Genomic DNA, 17,056 nt, shown 5'->3' with positions numbered 1-17,056 from the left:
CCCACTCCCCCACTCTCCCACTCCCGCTAAACATACAAATTAAATGCGTAGCAGCTTATGTAGTTGGTTGGCAGAAACAGTCCCCCTTCCCTTGTCCCTCCTTGGAATCCCATCCCAGAACTGGCTAAGGCTTGTAGAATTAATATGGTTTCAATATCAATATCTTTGCCAAGCCCAAAAATGGACTCGCGAGAGTAGGTTGGGTTTCGTACCTCAACCCAACCTACAAAGAAATTGTGAAGGTATTGAATATCTGAGATGATTAATTGCTTTTCTTCGCTCTGAAGCCAAAAATAACCATTAACTACCGATCGGGAGAAGAATCTATGACTTGGCGCGGCAGTACTTCAATTTTAGACCGTTTTTTATCTTGCCTGCCTTATCTTCTACCCTTAATTGAGGTGTATGTATTTGGTATTTTCTTGTTTGCTCAGTTTCCTGTCATAGCAATGCTTTATGTTCCTCTTTACCCCGTTATGGCTATCTATGCCTATTTAGCTAGCTTTATACCGTATTTTGGTTTCATATTATTTTTTGCTTTGTACCTTCTGGTGGTAAGAAACGAAAAACTTGTACACTTTCTTCGTTTCAATACAATGCAAGCTCTCATGCTGAGTATTTTCGCATCGTTATGCTCGGCAATTCTGGAACTCCTGGGACTCTTGCGACTACCGAATTTGTATTCTATGGTAGTATCGCCTGTAATTCCTCAAATTGATGCGCCAATTGTCTTAGAGATAATTATAGATACTATCTTTCTAGGAGTTGTGGGAGCTTGTTTATATTCTATAGTTCAAGCTTTGAGGGGAGTTTATGCAGAAATACCTGCGATCTCCGAAGCTGCTTATGCACAGACAAGGTAATCCCGTACTTGTGGTGAAAAACCGGCTCTTCGGTATTTATAGCAACCGCCAGGGCGATTAAGCCAACTCCAACTGTTACATGAAGTCCATAATCCCTTACGGAGTAACCTCTTCCCTCTTCCCTAGCCCCTAGCCCCTAGCCCCTAGTCCCTAGCTATACTATGCTATTTGAGCGCTTGTGCAGAGGAGCAGAGGAATAAAAATGTTATTTTTTTGAACAAAAGCATCACAACTCCGAAAGAGCCAGAGGCTTTCAGAAACCCGGTTTCTCATCCCACCGGCAACTTGTCAGCAGAAACTGGGTTTCTGAAAGCCGTTTAAGGGTGAGACACTTCAGGTAAGGGCCGTGCTACTACGGTATTTTCGAGATAACCGATGCCCTCAATTTCAATGCGGATGCGATCGCCTACCTGTATTGGCCCAACCCCAGATGGGGTGCCAGTCAACACAACATCTCCAGGTAGCAGCGTCATCACCTGACTGATATAAGACACCAAGCGATCGGGCCCAAACACCATCTCATCGATCTGGGCAGATTGCACTGGCTCTCGATCATCATTTAAAAAGGTCTGCAACCTAGCACCCGGACTCAATTCGCGGACAATCCACGGCCCCAGAGGACAGAACGTATCGAAACCCTTGGCCCTTGTCCATTGACTGTCTCGCTTTTGTAAATCTCGTGCCGTAACATCATTAGCGATCGTGTAACCCCAAATTTTTGTTTGAGCTTGCTGCGGCGTACAATCAATGCAACGCTCTCCAATCACCAAAGCCAACTCACCTTCATAATCTACCCGCTGCGACTCAGCGGGATACCAGATCGGACCATCGATCGGGATTACCGCCGTAGATGGCTTGAGAAATAACAGCGGTTCTGTGGGGACATCTGTTCCCATTTCATTTGCGTGGTCTGCATAATTCTTCCCCACAGCCACCACTTTAGAGGGAGCGCAAGGAGCCAAAATTTGATAAGTATCTGGTTTTAACTCTGAGTCAGTAGGTTGTCCTTGCAACCAGGGTGGCGCATCAAGCAGGGTAACGCTGCGGTTTAATTCTAATAAACCGTAGTAAATCTGTCCCTTTGCAGTTTGAACTCGGACGTAGCGTTTTGCCATAACTATGACAGATGTCCTCTGGGAAAGCCAGTGAAAAGGTCTTGGTAGGCACCCCATTACCACAATTTATCATTTTTGTCAAATGAGTTGGTGGCGCGGTTGCAAGCTGGTAGTAAGATTTTGACATTTAGAAGGGTTTAGGGGAAGTCAAAAGTCAAAAGTCAAAAGTCAAAAGTCAAAAGTCAAAAGTCAAAAGTCAAAAGTCAAAAGTCAAAAGAACGATTCTTCCCTCTTCCCTCTTCCCTCTTCCCTCTTCCCTCTTCCCTCTTCCCTCTTCCCTAGCCCCTAGCCCCTAGTCCCTAGTCCCTAGTCCCTAGTCCCTAGTCCCTAGTTTCTGTAGCATTTATTTAAATATAAAAATGTAACGAATTTGACAAAATTGCTATTTTTTCAAGAATCCAAGGTTAGGCTACGGATAGATAGTTAGTTTACATAGATACTGCGATCGAGAGAAAAGTATATGAACCAAGCACTGCTGTCGCTTGAAACTGCTTCCCCTGGGCACATCTGCCCATTCGATCAAGCTTGTAGTTACCTAGAACAAGCAGCGAAAGAGTTACGAATGGATCAAGGTTTGCTGGAGGTTATGAGCCACCCGCGCAAAGTTGTGACCGTTTCGATTCCCGTAAAACTGGATAACGGGCAAGTGCAGGTTCTGGCGGGACATCGGGTGCAGCACTGTGACGTTCTTGGGCCATACAAAGGTGGAACCCGTTACCATCCGGCTGTCACGCTGCGAGAAATATCGGCGCTGGCAATGCTGATGACCTGGAAATGCGCCTTGGTAGGGATTCCCTACGGCGGTGCTAAGGGTGGAATTGCGATCGATCCCGCACGTTACAGCGTCGGCGAATTAGAGCGAATTACCCGCCGCTACACCAGCGAATTAATTAAAGATATCGGCCCTTCAGTTGACATTCCAGCGCCAGACGTAGGCACTTCCGCTCGCGAAATGGCTTGGATGATGGACACCTATTCGATGAATGTCGGTCACGCCGTGCCGGGGGTGGTGACTGGTAAGCCAATTTCGATCGGTGGTTCCAGGGGACGGGAAATGGCAACCGGACGCGGCGTGATGATTATAGTGCGGGAAGCTTTAGCCGAACGGGGTGAAACCCTGGCGGGTGCAAAGATCGTAATCCAAGGGTTTGGAAATGTGGGAGGCGCAGCGGCTGTATTGCTGGATGAAGCCGGGGCCAAGGTTATGGCTGTTTCGGATGTGTCAGGCGGGATATTTAATCCCGAAGGTCTGGATATCCAGGCTTTGAAAGTTTATGCTGCCGAAAATAACAGAAGAATTGCCGGTTTTCCGGGAAGCGTACCTGTTAGTAATGCGGAATTATTGGCGCTACCGTGCGATGTCTTAATTCCGGCGGCTTTGGAAAACCAGATAACTGAAGACAACGTGCATGAAGTGCAAGCCAAGTTTGTCGCAGAGGCGGCTAATGGCCCGGTAACTCTGGCGGCTGACTTGGCGTTGGAGGCGCGAGGTGTGACTGTGCTGCCAGATATTTTAGCCAATGCTGGCGGTGTGGTGGTGAGCTATCTGGAGTGGGTGCAGGGTCTTTCCTACGTATTTTGGGATGAAGAACGGGTTAACCGTGAAATGGAAGGCTTGATGGTACACGCCTACCACGAGGTGATCAAACAGTCGAAGATGCGGCAGGTGCCTCTGCGAGTAGCGGCTTATACTTTGGGTGTGGGTCGGGTTGCACAGGCGCTGAGCGATCGGGGTTTGTATCCGTGAACTACCCACCGCTAAATCGGAGTACCGATTATAGCGGGAGCTTCTGTAATCATAGGGAAATGCCTCAGTTTAGACTTTCGCCCAAGCTTTGGTCTTACTTCCCCTCCTACAGCAGAGACGGCTGAACCATCCGCCTTTAGCTACGGCGGAAAAGTTAAAAACTCAAGTTGCTAGTTATAGCTAGGGACTAGGGGCTAGGGGCTAGGGACTAGGGGAAGAAGTGTTTAGAATCAAGGGTTTCGGGAATTGAGAATGTCCTAACCGCCTTGGCGGTTGCTATATATCATGTCCGGTTGCATCTTTAAGTGTAAGAGCGATCTCGTCCAATTGTCTGTTTTCATCGTAGGTTAATTTTTAACCGCAGATAAAGAAGGATGAACGCAGATATGAGAACGCGAATTTTTTAGGCAAACGATGTTATCGGACATGATATTACTTGCATTCGCGCTTTAGCGCTAAAAGAGCGCTAAAGCGCAACAACGTACCTCTTAACAGCGGGAACCGCTGTTAAGAGGTACGCTGCTACGCATCTAAAATGACCGTCAGTTTTTCTGAACTTCTTGTGGGAGCTGGATCTTCTGTAAGTGCCTTGATGGAGGTGTATTTTTTCACACCAGTATCTTCCTCCAGACTGCCAGATCCACGATAGGTAGGGAGTCCTGATGCTACGGAAATTCCAGCCCCAGTTAGCACAACTATGTTTGTGTAGGTTGAAAAATTAATCGGACTCCCTTCTCTCATCGTTAACACCCGTATTAAAATTACGACTGATTTGCGAAATTAGCCTTGTTTAACTGCTTTCATCGATAAGCTGATTCGTTTCAATTTTTCATTGATTTCTAGCACCTGCACTTTCACAACTTGTCCCACTTTGACAATATCTTTTGGATCTTGAATGAATCGATCGGCTAATTGGGAAATATGTACCAAACCATCTTGATGCACGCCGATATCGACAAACGCACCAAAGTTAGCGACATTGGTGACAATACCTTCTAACTCTATGCCAATTTTAAGGTCTGTTATTTCCTTGATTCCTTCTTTGAAGGTAGCATATTTGAATTCAGCACGCGGATCTCTTCCCGGTTTTTCTAGTTCTGAGATGATATCGCGGAGTGTTGGTATACCAACGGTATCTGTGACATATTTCTTTAGGTCAATTGCCTTGATTTTTTCGGGAATTTGTGTTATTTGAGTCAAGGGTATATTGAGATCTGATGCGATCGCCTCTACTACCCCATAACTTTCAGGATGGACGGCGGTGTTATCCAAGGGGTTATCGCCTCCGCGAATCCGCAAAAAACCAGCAGCTTGTTCAAATGCTTTTGGCCCTAATTTTGGCACTTTCATCAGTTCGCGACGATTTTTGAACGCGCCATTTTCGTTGCGATAGGTAACGATATTTTTGGCAACGCTTGGCGTCATCCCAGAAACGAAAGTCAGCAGTTCTTTGGATGCCATATTTAAGTCCACGCCGACATAGTTGACGCAGCTTTCAACTGTTTCATCCAACTTTTTCTTGAGCAACTTTTGATCGACATCGTGCTGATATTGTCCGACGCCGATCGACTTTGGATCTATCTTCACCAGTTCGGCTAAGGGATCTTGCAAACGGCGACCGATGCTGATAGCGCCGCGCACGGTAATATCGAGATCGGGAAATTCTGCGATCGCAACATCAGAAGCCGAATAAATCGATGCACCAGACTCGTTCACCATCACTTTAATCGGTTGGCGATCGATCGTCGTCAAAACTTCCGAGACAAACTCATCTGTCTCGCGGGAAGCTGTACCGTTCCCAATGGCGATCAGCTGGATATTGTACTTTTCAATCAGCTTTTTGACCGTGTTAGCAGCCTGAGTGCGCTGTGCGGCGGCTTGATGTGGGAAAATAGCGTGGTATTCCAAAAATTTCCCGGTTTCGGAAAGCACAGAAACTTTGCAACCACTGCGAAATCCTGGATCGATCGCCAATGTCGGCTTCATCCCCGCAGGAGAAGACAGTAACAACTCGCGCAGATTGGTTTCAAACGTCTTGATTGATTCCATATCAGCGTAAGTGTTTCTATCAGTACGCACTTCTGTAATTAGAGAAGTTTTGATCAGACGGTTAAACCCATCTTTGAGCATTTCTTGGTAGAACTGTCGCACTGCTGGCACCTTCGTCTTAATTTCCTGCGACTCCAGATAAGACAACACAAATGATTCATCGAAACAGACATCCAAATTCAGTATTCCTTCATTTTCACCTCGGAGTAATGCGAGCAAATTATGCGGCGCAATATTTTTGACCCGAATCTGGTAATTCCGATACATCTCAAACTTGGTGCTTCCTTCGGGATGCTCATCTTTAATCCGCGAGATGAATTCGCCTTCATCCATCAAATATTCGCGCAGATAAATACGCAATTCTGCTTTTTCTGATACTTCTTCTGCTAAAATATCGGCAGCACCTTTGAGAGCCTCTTCGGCAGTTTTGACAGCTTTTTCTTCGGAGATATATTTTGCTGCTTCTTCTTCCAAAGATACAGGTTTCCCATTGCGAGCGTTCAAGGATTTGATGAATTGTGCCAGCGGTTCTAAACCTTTTTCTCTAGCAATGGTTGCGCGTGTGCGCCGTTTCGGTCTGTAGGGAAGATATAAATCTTCAATTTCATTTTTCTGTAAGCAGTATTCTATTTTGGCTTTGAGTTCGTCGGTGAGTTTGCCTTGGGACGATATTGCATCCAAAATCGTCTTCTTCCGTTCTTCCAGTTCGGTCAGATAGGTATATTTATCAGAAATGTTCCGAAGTTGGATTTCGTCAAGTCCGCCGGTACGCTCTTTGCGGTAGCGTGCGATAAAGGGAATGGTAGCACCCTCAGCGAAAAGTTCGAGTGCGTTGTTGACTTGCGTGGTATTGACGGAAAGTTCTTGTGCGAGGAGTTGAGGGATATTGAGCATTTGTTCTGGATGTTAGCGATCGCTAGTATATTGGTAAGATGGACAATGCCCACTATACTTATATTACTCTTTACATTATGAATGATAACTTCAAACCGTTGGACTGCGATGAGGATGTTTTGTTATTTAATCAAGATGCGTACACGGTGGCTAGATTTAGGGAGTTGGTGGAACAGAATATTAGAGATAACTTTGGCAATCGAATGAACCAACAATCAAGCACCAGAGTTATTGATATTTTATATTGCTTAAGGATTCCGACAAATAACCCAAACAGCAATCTATTTATTAAATTTGGCAATATTAATTGGATCTCTGACCGTGAAGGAATAAATTGTAAAATCCTAAGAATGGGTGCTAAAAGTTGGCAAGAAGGAAAACTGAGAATTCAGGCTGATATAGGTTTTGACAATAAGGCAGGAATTAAAATTGAGTTTGTTGTAGAGTTTTGTCCTGATGAACCTTTTGAACCAGAATCACCTCTAGACGATCTTCGCAAGTTGATCCAAAATGATTAATAGTCATTTTAGCATAATTGCCAGGAGCGATCGCACCCCTTCTTTAACCCCCAATTTACAGAAAAACCTTAGATAAATCAAGTAACAAATCGGGAAACCCAGGTAATGCAACTGTTTGATTCGGCAATATAATTCGTTTCAAAGCGTATCCAAATCTACCTAGCAAATTTTGATAAGGTTCGCTGTAAGCTTCTAAATGATTATCAACTAAATTGAATATCCAATAATCTGATATACCCGCTTCAGCATAAAGTGATGTTTTAACTTCTTTGTCTTTTTTTAGGGTAGAGTCTGCAATCTCAATTACAAATAGTACATCTGATGAATTAGGCAAAGCATCTCTATAATTATCATGTCGGATTCGCAAAATAGCAAAGTCTGGTTCTGGTTCGCTATTTGATGGTAGCACAATTGGGTCTTGGCATTGTAATTCGGCTATACCTACTAACAGTATTGGTAGTTGCTTGAGTAAATTTCTGCAACAGTTTATATGTGCTGTGCCTTTAGCTGCCATTTGAATAATTTCTCCGCGAATTAATTCCACCCGGTCATCTTCCGTGAGGAATCCGAGTTTTGCCAAACGGTGATATTCCTCAATGGTAAAGCATTTGGGAGTCAAAATAGTCATAATAGTTACTTTGCGTAATTTGCCTGCTTATATTTTACATCGTTGCCAAGGCGATCGCACTCCCTCCCAGAAACCCGGTTTCTGCACCCATTCACATTTTTTAACATATTTGCCAAATTAACTAACTCAGAGTTAATCTAATTAACTAAGAGTGGCGATTCAGTTTGGGATGAGGCTATGAATAGTTGCAGTTATCCAAACCCAGATTTACCGAAAGCTGAATTAGAAGTATTGAGTGCTGAATGTGACAACAATCCTCAGCAAATATCCCCCATAGACGAACCTGGATTTATAGAAAACATCTGCCAACAGAGTTTAATAGGTAAAAAATTACCCAATGCTCTCTACGTACACATTTGGGCGATCGCAAAACTCGACCCCATCCTGCGCCTCCACTACGAGAGATTTTCCCAGATTATCGCCACCGGAATGGATGGCGCAAATATAATCAAATTCCACACAACTGAGCCAAAAATATCCTATCTTTTCTATCCCGATTTCGACACAAATCCCCATCCCACCTTACGCGCCAGCGTTCAAATTGACCTGCAAAACTCTTGTGGGACAGGCGTCTCGCCTGTCATCAGCTACCGGGATTATTCTAATGCTGAAAATCCTCCCATTCTCCACCGCAAAGAAACTTTTGTCACTCCCGACTATCCCCAATACGTAGAATTTGAGCAACTCACCCGCCAAGAAGAAAAATTAGGTCTTCTCGATCGCACCAGTGTAATTGGAACTCGTAAAGGTTGGTTGCAATGTTTAGAAAATGAAGGTGTTGAAATCCAAGGTCATCGTGTCGTTCGATACATGAACAAAGGAGTGCAAGAACAGGAAAGTAACCCTAATTCCCAATTACCAATTCCTAAAATAGAACGCCACAGAGCCGCAATTGTTCGTAGCGATTTTTCGCGTCCGGTGCGTCTCGCTTTGGAAGCAAACTTATTCAATGATAACACAACTTTTTTTGATTATGGTTGCGGTCACGGTGGTGATGTTACTCGCCTTACCGAACGCGGTTACACCAGCAGTGGATGGGACCCTTATTACTTCCCAAATAATTCTCACAATATAGCTGATATTGTCAATATCGGCTATGTAATTAATGTGATTGAATTTATCGATGAACGGAGAGAAGCTTTACAAACAGCTTGGGAACTTACCAGTCAAGTTTTACTGGTTTCCGCACAAGTTTTAATCGATGATGAAAAGCAAGGTCAAATCGCTTATGGTGATGGCGTTATCACTCGTCACAATACTTTCCAAAAATATTACGAACAAGAAGAACTGAAAATTTATATTGACCAAACTATTGGTGTTGATTCTATTCCGATCGCTTTGGGAATTTACTTTGTTTTTCGGGATGAAAACCAAGCTCAAAACTTCCGTGCTTCTCGCTGTCGATCGCGTCTTTCTACTCCTAGAGTCTGCACCGAAGTCAAGCATTTTGAAGATTATAAAGATTTGCTAGCACCTTTGATGGCTTTCTTCACCGAACGGGGTCGTCTTCCGGTATCAGGAGAGTTAGCATCGGAGGCGGAAATAAAATTTGAATTTGGCAAAATTAGTCGCGCTTTTGAGGTTATTTTACAAGCTACCGATCGAGAAGAATGGGATGAAATAACGGAAAAACGCCGTTCCGATTTACTGCTTTACTTAGCTTTGGGTAAAATTAGCGATCGGCCCAAGTTCCGCGACCTAGCACCTGCGGTTAAACATGATATTAAAGCATTTTTTGGTAATTATAACTTAGCTTGCCAAATTAGCGATCTCATCTTATTTAGCTTAGGCGACTTGAGTATAATTGCCAAATGCTGCGAAGAAAGTGCGATCGGTCACAAACGAGCAAACTCTTTATATATCCACGTTTCTGCTTTATCCCAACTGGATTACCGATTGAGAATTTATGAAGGTTGCGCCAGCAGAACGATCGGTCGTATGGATGGCGCAACTTTAATCAAATTCCACACCAACAAACCAAAAATATCTTATTTATTTTATCCATATTTTGATACGGAGCCTCATCCTGTATTATATACAAGTATGCACATCGATCTCAGAGATTTGCACGTTACTTATCGGGATTATGAAGATTTTGAAGATCCCCCAGTTTGGCATCGCAAAGAAACGGTTATTACTCCTGACTATCCAGGTTATCATAAGTTTGCAAAACTCAGCCAACAAGAAGAAAACAGGGGACTGTTTGACGATTGGAATGCCATCAAAACTCTCAAAGGTTGGCAACGCTGTTTAGAAGAACATTGTGCAGAAATCCGCAATGATCATTTATACTGGCGAAAAGATGCCGATCCCTATCGGGTAAAGTTAGTGCGATCGGCAATCAGAGCAAGGAAAAAGAAATAATGAATGGCGATCGCAAATTTAAATTTGCTAATTTTAATTTAATGATATATAATCTAATCAGAAAAGATCCCAATAAAATATGTCAAGACAGAAAACTTGGGGATTTGCCGATGCTCTGGAGTAAGCTACTTCCCGTTATTTAAATATGACCTACACCCCACCCAAACTACTTAACTTTGAGGAGTTTATCGCCCAATATGGGGATAATACACGCTATGAACTAATTGACGGAGAACTCAGAGACATGGAACCTACTGGCCCTCACGAAGCTGTTGCTGGGAGTATTGCGGGTAGAATCTATGTCGAAATTTTTCGTGCTAATTTCAACTGGTTGGTGCCAAAAACTTGTTTGATAAAACCACTATCCGCTCAAGCCACAGCGCTGCGTCCTGACGTAATTGTTTTAGATAAAGCAGAACTTAATCAAGAACCACTTTGGCAAAAAGAACCAGTTATTTGTAACGGTAGTACCATTAAGCTTGTTGCTGAAGTAGTCAGCAACAATTGGCAAGATGATTATGCAAGAAAAGTGGAAGAATACGCTTATTTGAATATCCTAGAATATTGGATTGTGGACTTTCGTGGCTTGGGTGGTATGCAATTTATCGGCAATCCAAAGCAACCTACTTTCACAATCTATCAGTTAGTGAATGGTGCGTACCAGCAACAACAATATCGCTTGGGAGATCCTATCTCTTCTTACCTGTTTCCCAATTTACAACTGAGACTCGACGACATTATGCCGTCCTGAAACTCTAGTATCTCAAGTTGCTAGTTACTTGCATTCTAGGTATGTTGTTGCGCTTTAGGGCTCTTATACAGATTGGCCTAGAGTCCAAAATTCCCCTTTGGGTGATTGACAAACCAAAAAGAGTACAATAGATGCTGAGGATGCTAATGCGGGAAACCGCATTAGCGCTCAATTTCAGTGCTTTTGGTGAGGTTAAACTTCAAAAAAGATGAACCAGTTGAATCTCAAGCTCTATTTAGCAACTACCCTCTGGTGTTTGTGGCTTTTTTACCCCAACACCACCACTGCACAGATAGTTCCAGATGCCACTCTACCGAATAATAGTATCGCTATCCCTAATGGCAACAGCATCCATATTGAAGGTGGCACAACATCTGGTAGCAATTTATTTCACAGTTTTCAAGAATTTTCCGTCCCCACAGGTACAGAAGCATTTTTCAATAACACATTAGATATTCAAAATATCTTCAGTCGCATTACTGGGAAAAATCTCTCTAATATAGATGGATTAATTAGAGCCAACGGTACAGCTAACTTATTTTTAATTAATCCAAACGGCATTATCTTTGGACAGAACGCTCAATTAAATATCGGTGGTTCGTTTATAGGTTCAACTGCAAATAGCATTAGATTTGGAGATGGCAGCGAGTTTAGCGCCACCAATCCAACTGCACCATCATTGTTGACAATTAACGTACCAATTGGATTGCAGTTTGGGTCGAATCCAGGGAGTATCGTCAATCTATCCACAGTTACAGGACAAGTAAATACCCCTGCATCAATTCCCATATCCAACCATGTTGGTTTAGCTGTAGGATCGGGTCAAACTTTAGCCTTAGTTGGCGGCAACATTCAACTCAATGGTGGCAATTTGACAGCCAGTAACGGACAAATTATTCTGGTTAGTGTCGCCAGTCCAAGTTTAGTGAGTTTCGCGCCTAACTCATTTGGGATGAATTTAAACTATGATAATATTTCCAAGTTTGGAAATATAAAAATATTCAATGGAGCGACGATCAACACCAGCGGATTAGGTGGTGGTAAAGTAGATATAAGAGGTGGAAATGTCACCCTCAGCGGTTCGCAGATTTATGCACTAAATTTGGGAAATATTGATGGCAGAGGCATTGATATCGGTGCCCAACAATTTAGGGCTGAAGCAGGAGCGCAAATTTCTACCTTGGCATTAGGAAATGGTGTAGGAGGTGATATCAACATCCGTGCTACTGACTCAGTAGAACTAAGCGGGATAGGATTTGAGACGTATCAACAGTTTGTCAGTAACTATACTGTATCTGGGACGATAAACCCTTTTAGCCCGCAAATTCTTCTGATCAGCAGCACTGCTGGCAGTAGCTCGGCAGGAGACATCACGATCGAGACCGGACGCCTGCTGATCGACAATGGAACCCTTATGGGTAGCGCTACATTAGGTATTGGAAATGCAGGAAATATTAGAATTCATGCCAGGGTTTTAGATCTTGCCGGTTCGGGACTCAACACCGGCACACTTGCGGGGAGTAAAGGTACAGGAGGAAGCTTCACCTTTGAGGGAGAACAGTTAATAGTACGCGATGGAGCGGGTCTGATTAGCTCCACTCGCAGTGAGGCACCATCAGGGAATATCAACATTAAAGCTTCTGAATCAGTAGAAATCTTGCGTACCCCCTCTCGAAATCCTGTGGCTACCTTAATCGGCACAACCGCAGTCGGTCAAAATGGGAAAGCCGGGGACATTAATATCGATACAAAGCGGTTGATTATCTCTGAAGGAGCTGGAATTAGTTTATCTAGCGGATCGGTTGTTGGCGACCAACGGTTGAATACAACTGGGGGACCGGGAGGCAATTTAACAATTAGGGCTACTGAGTCGGTAGAAGTAGAAGGTATTTCTGAAGTGTTGGCGAATGGAAGTCGGAATCCCAGTTTTATTTCCGCCGATGCTAACACTCCCAGTCGGGGAGGCAGTATGCAGATTTTTACACCAGTACTGACTCTACGAAATGGCGGAATTATTTCTACGGCATCTTTAGGTGCAGGAGATGCGGGAAACATTACGATCGATGGGGATTTTTTAGAGGTGATCGGTAATGAGGGTCGAGATGCGTTTAACAGTCAAATACAAGTTTCCGTCGGTATTTCGTCTCGCGTAATCAATCCAAACGCTACGGCGAATGCAGGTTCGTTGAATTTGAATGTCTCTAGATTGATTCTTCGGAATGGGGGAACAGTCAATCTGCAAGCATTGGGTACGGGACGTGCTGGTAATATTAATGCGATCGCAGACTCGATCGCCCTTGATAACAAAAGCAGTATTGATGGCACAACGGCATCCGGTACAGGCGCAAATATTGACTTGCAAGCGCGTTCGATCCAGTTGCGCCACAACAGCCGGATTGGAACAGATGCGGGTAGTTCTACAGGCGGTAATATTAATATCAATACCGATACTTTAGCGGCTCTAGAAAATAGCGATATTACTGCTAATGCCGTCAAAGGTTCTGGCGGCAGGGTAAGTATCACCGCACAAGGTATTTTTGGCACTCAATTCCGAGAAAGTCTGACTCCACAGAGTGATATCACTGCTACTTCTGACCTTGGCCCGCAGTTTAGCGGGACTGTCCAAATCAACACCCCCAATGTCGATCCTGCTTCTGGCTTAGTGGAATTGTCAGTCAATTTCACCGATTTCAGCAATCTAGTTGCCCGAAGTTGTGCTGCTGCTAAAGGAAATAGTTTGAGAGTTACCGGACGGGGTGGCTTACCGACACCCCCCAGTCAACCCCTTACAGGCAGCGCTGTTTGGGTGGATTTGCGAAGTGTTGGACAGCAGAGGGACTCAGGGTTACAAGGCATACAAGCAGAGAATTTCCCTTTTCCGAATCAGCGATCGCCAACGATCGAAGCGACGGGATGGAAGATTAATCAAAATGGGCAGGTAGAATTGGTGGCGAATGAGAAGGGAGCCGATGGTAGTCCTTGGTATAGTACACCTAATTGTGGTGTTTGAGCGATCGCGATCGCACCCAAATTTCCTCCATTTGGATGATTTACAAACAAAACAGGGTATAATCAGCCATTGGTGCAGATGCCAGAAAACAAGAATTTGCGTTCAAGCTAGGTGCGATCGCACCCCCCAACACATGAAACAACTAAATTACTCCCTCTGTCTTGCCAGCACACTTTCCTTTTTGTGCCTAACTACCAATCACCCCACCATTGCACAAATAGTCCCAGATGCCACACTACCGAGCAATAGTGTAGCGATTCCAAATGGCAATAGTATCAGCATCGAAGGCGGTACAAATAATGGTAGCAATTTATTTCACAGTTTTCAAGAATTTTCCGTCCCCACAGGTACAGAAGCATTTTTCAATAACGGATTAGATATTCAAAATATTTTCAGTCGCGTCACTGGTAAAAATATCTCAAATATAGATGGATTGATTAGAGCAAACGGCACAGCTAACTTATTTTTAATTAATCCCAACGGCATTATATTCGGACAGAACGCGCAATTAAATATCGGCGGTTCGTTTATCGGTTCAACAGCTAATAGCATTAGATTTATAGATGGCAGCGAATTCAGTACCACAAATCCAACAGCGCCATCTTTGCTAACAATAAATGTACCCATAGGTTTACAATTTGGAGCGAATCCAGGGAGTATCATTAATAGATCGATCGCAACTTTCCCAGCAAACATCCCCACAATTCCCCTACCAATACCCAACGCCAATAACGTTGGATTAGCAGTACAACCAGGTCAAACTTTAGCCTTAGTCGGTGGCGACATCCAACTTGATGCTGGCAATTTAACCGCCAGTACCGGACAAATTCTTTTAGGTAGTGTCGCAAGTCCCGGTTTGGTGAGTTTCGTACCAACGCCACTGGGGTTGAATTTAAACTATGGCAATATTCAGAACTTCGGCAATATTGAAATCAACAGTTCGTTGATAAATACCAGCGGATTAGGAGGTGGAAAAATTGATGTCAGAGGTGGGAATGTTATTCTTAGCAGTTCAGGAATTTTGGGACTGACACTGGGAAATATTGATGGTAGAGGGATTGACATCAATGCCCAAAACTTGCGAGTAGATAAAGGGTCGCAAATTTCCACCCCTACACTGGGAGATGGAAATGGAAGCGATATCAACATCCGTGGTACTGACTCAGTAGAAATAAGCGGGATTGGATTTGACAGTTATCAAAAATTATTAGTTAATTTTCGGAGATCGGGAACAATCGACCCTTTTGATCCGCAACTTGTTCTGCTCACTGGCACTGTTGGCACTGGAACTGCTGGAGACATTGCGATCGATACTGGACGCTTGCTGATGCGCGATGGAGTAGTAGGAGGTACGCCCACTTCTGGTGCGGGAAATGGGGGAAATATCAACATCCGTGCCAACGTTTTCGATCAGGCTGGTTCTACGCTCAGCAGTGGCTCATTACTGGGCAGTAGTGGCACAGCGGGAAACATTACCGTTGCTGTCCAGAAATTAACCATGCGCGATGGTGGTCTTCTCACCAGTATCACCAGCGGTGAGGGAGCAGCGGGGAATATCGACATTACAGCGGCTGAATCAGTAGAAGTGTTAAGGACTCTCCCTGGAAGTTCGATCCAAACTTTGATCAGCGCCATATCTATAGATCCCAATGGGAAAGGTAGAGCCGGGGATATCACTCTCGACACCAAGCAGTTAATTGTTGCCCAAGGAGCCGGAATTGCTGTATCGAGCGGTGGGACTCTTGGCAACAGTAGCTTTTCTAATGGGGGCCCCGGAGGCAATTTGACAATTAGGGCTTCTGAGTCGGTAGAGTTAGCAGGTATCTCTGGACTTTTGGCAAATGGAGGATACAGTTTTAGTTTCCTCGCCAGTGAAACCAGTAGCTCTAATGGGGGAGGCAATATTTACATTGCCACGCCCGTGCTGAGAGTGCGGGATGGGGGAATAATTTTCATGTCTGCTTTTGGTACAGGAAATGCAGGCAATCTCACGATTGATGCCTCTAGCGTAGAAGTGAGTGGCACTGCTCTTGACGGTCAATTGATTAGTCAAATTGACGTTTCGGCTGGCAATTTCCTCGGTACTCCTATTCCCAATGCTACGGGAAATGCGGGTTCAATTAATCTAAATGTAGGTCGATTGATTGTTCGAGATGGGGCAGCGATCAACGTCCGGGCCCAGGGTACGCCAAATGCTGGTACTCTCACGGTTGTAGCTGATTCAATTGCCCTTGATAACAAAGGCAGCATTAATGGCACAACTGACATCGGCGGCGGGGGAAATATTAACCTCCAGGCGCAAAACATCCAATTGCGCGGCAATAGTCGAATCTCGACTAATGCGGGTAATGCTACTAGCGGTAACATTGATATCAACACCAATACCTTAGTAGCTCTGGAAAATAGCGATATTACTGCTAATGCAATACAAGGTAGTGGAGGCAGGGTAAGTATCACCGCACAAGGTATTTTTGGCACTCAATTCCGAGAAAGTCTGACTCCACAGAGTGATATCACTGCTACTTCTGACCTTGGCCCGCAGTTTAGCGGGACTGTCCAAATCAACACCCCCAATGTCGATCCTGCTTCTGGCTTAGTGGAATTGTCAGTCAATTTCACCGATTTCAGCAATCTAGTTGCCCGAAGTTGTGCTGCTGCTAAAGGAAATAGTTTGAGAGTTACCGGACGGGGTGGCTTACCGACACCCCCCAGTCAACCCCTTACAGGCAGCGCTGTTTGGGTGGATTTGCGAAGTGTTGGACAGCAGAGGGACTCAGGGTTACAAGGCATACAAGCAGAGAATTTCCCTTTTCCGAATCAGCGATCGCCAACGATCGAAGCGACGGGATGGAAGATTAATCAAAATGGGCAGGTAGAATTGGTGGCGAATGAGAAGGGAGCCGATGGTAGTCCTTGGTATATTAATCCTAGTTGTGGTGTTTGAGCGATCGCGATCGCACCCAAATTTCCTCCTATTGGATGATTGACAAAGCAAAACAGGATATAATCAGCCATTGGTGCTGATTCGCTCTTCGAGAAGCGAGCGCTCAACTCAGATCTTGCACTACGTATTCACCCGCCTGGGATTCAAATCCCAGGCTAATAGCCCAAGTCCAT

The 17,056-nt window shown here is 44.4% G+C and carries 11 protein-coding genes; 7 read left to right on the top strand and 4 right to left on the bottom strand.

From position 1 onward, the window contains the following. Window positions 1–326 precede the first annotated feature (326 nt). Entirely contained in the window at window positions 327–863 is a 537-nt protein-coding gene (locus tag LAY57_RS06415; protein ID WP_249065496.1) for a Tic20 family protein, read from the top strand. 317 nt (window positions 864–1,180) lie between these two features. On the opposite strand, the gene LAY57_RS06410 is transcribed toward LAY57_RS06415, so the two are convergent. After that, window positions 1,181–1,978, bottom strand: a complete 798-nt coding sequence (locus LAY57_RS06410; protein ID WP_249065495.1) for a fumarylacetoacetate hydrolase family protein — start codon at window positions 1,976–1,978, stop codon at window positions 1,181–1,183. 460 nt (window positions 1,979–2,438) lie between these two features. On the opposite strand from LAY57_RS06410, the gene LAY57_RS06405 reads away from it, so the two are divergent. Further along, window positions 2,439–3,725, top strand: coding sequence for a Glu/Leu/Phe/Val family dehydrogenase (locus tag LAY57_RS06405; protein ID WP_275993673.1), 1,287 nt, complete (start codon window positions 2,439–2,441; stop codon window positions 3,723–3,725). A 522-nt stretch (window positions 3,726–4,247) separates the two neighbouring features. Here the strand turns inward: LAY57_RS06405 and LAY57_RS06395 are convergent. Beyond that, window positions 4,248–4,466, bottom strand: coding sequence for a hypothetical protein (locus LAY57_RS06395; protein ID WP_249065494.1), 219 nt, complete (start codon window positions 4,464–4,466; stop codon window positions 4,248–4,250). Between the two features lie 39 nt (window positions 4,467–4,505). After that, complete coding sequence (locus tag LAY57_RS06390; protein ID WP_249065493.1) at window positions 4,506–6,668, bottom strand: Tex family protein; 2,163 nt, start codon at window positions 6,666–6,668, stop codon at window positions 4,506–4,508. Window positions 6,669–6,706: 38 nt separating this feature from the next. Between LAY57_RS06390 and LAY57_RS06385 the strand changes: the two genes are divergently transcribed. Then, window positions 6,707–7,186, top strand: a complete 480-nt coding sequence (locus tag LAY57_RS06385) for a KGK domain-containing protein (protein WP_249065492.1) — start codon at window positions 6,707–6,709, stop codon at window positions 7,184–7,186. Window positions 7,187–7,241: 55 nt separating this feature from the next. Here LAY57_RS06385 and LAY57_RS06380 read toward each other — a convergent pair whose 3' ends face one another. Beyond that, window positions 7,242–7,814 carry a Uma2 family endonuclease gene (locus LAY57_RS06380; protein WP_249065491.1) on the bottom strand — a complete coding sequence of 191 codons (573 nt, stop codon included), beginning with the start codon at window positions 7,812–7,814 and terminating at the stop codon, window positions 7,242–7,244. A 177-nt stretch (window positions 7,815–7,991) separates the two neighbouring features. Between LAY57_RS06380 and LAY57_RS06375 the strand changes: the two genes are divergently transcribed. The 4 genes from LAY57_RS06375 (at window position 7,992) to LAY57_RS06360 (ending at window position 16,883) form a co-directional block, all read left to right on the top strand. Further along, window positions 7,992–10,178, top strand: a complete 2,187-nt coding sequence (locus LAY57_RS06375; protein ID WP_249065490.1) for a DNA phosphorothioation-associated putative methyltransferase — start codon at window positions 7,992–7,994, stop codon at window positions 10,176–10,178. 145 nt (window positions 10,179–10,323) lie between these two features. Beyond that, window positions 10,324–10,929 (top strand): Uma2 family endonuclease, encoded by a 606-nt coding sequence (locus tag LAY57_RS06370; RefSeq protein WP_249065489.1) that lies wholly within the window; start codon window positions 10,324–10,326, stop codon window positions 10,927–10,929. 208 nt (window positions 10,930–11,137) lie between these two features. Further along, window positions 11,138–13,939 carry a two-partner secretion domain-containing protein gene (locus tag LAY57_RS06365; RefSeq protein WP_249065488.1) on the top strand — a complete coding sequence of 934 codons (2,802 nt, stop codon included), beginning with the start codon at window positions 11,138–11,140 and terminating at the stop codon, window positions 13,937–13,939. Next, complete coding sequence (locus LAY57_RS06360; protein ID WP_249065487.1) at window positions 13,899–16,883, top strand: two-partner secretion domain-containing protein; 2,985 nt, start codon at window positions 13,899–13,901, stop codon at window positions 16,881–16,883. The genes LAY57_RS06365 and LAY57_RS06360 overlap by 41 nt, the downstream gene beginning before the upstream one ends. The last annotated feature ends 173 nt before the right edge of the window (window positions 16,884–17,056 follow it).

It is taken from the genome of Argonema antarcticum A004/B2 (assembly GCF_023333585.1).
GTDB classification, from domain to species: Bacteria; Cyanobacteriota; Cyanobacteriia; order Cyanobacteriales; family Aerosakkonemataceae; genus Argonema; species Argonema antarcticum.
Note: the sequence above shows the minus strand (reverse complement) of the source record. Positions and strands in the feature narration are given on the sequence as shown.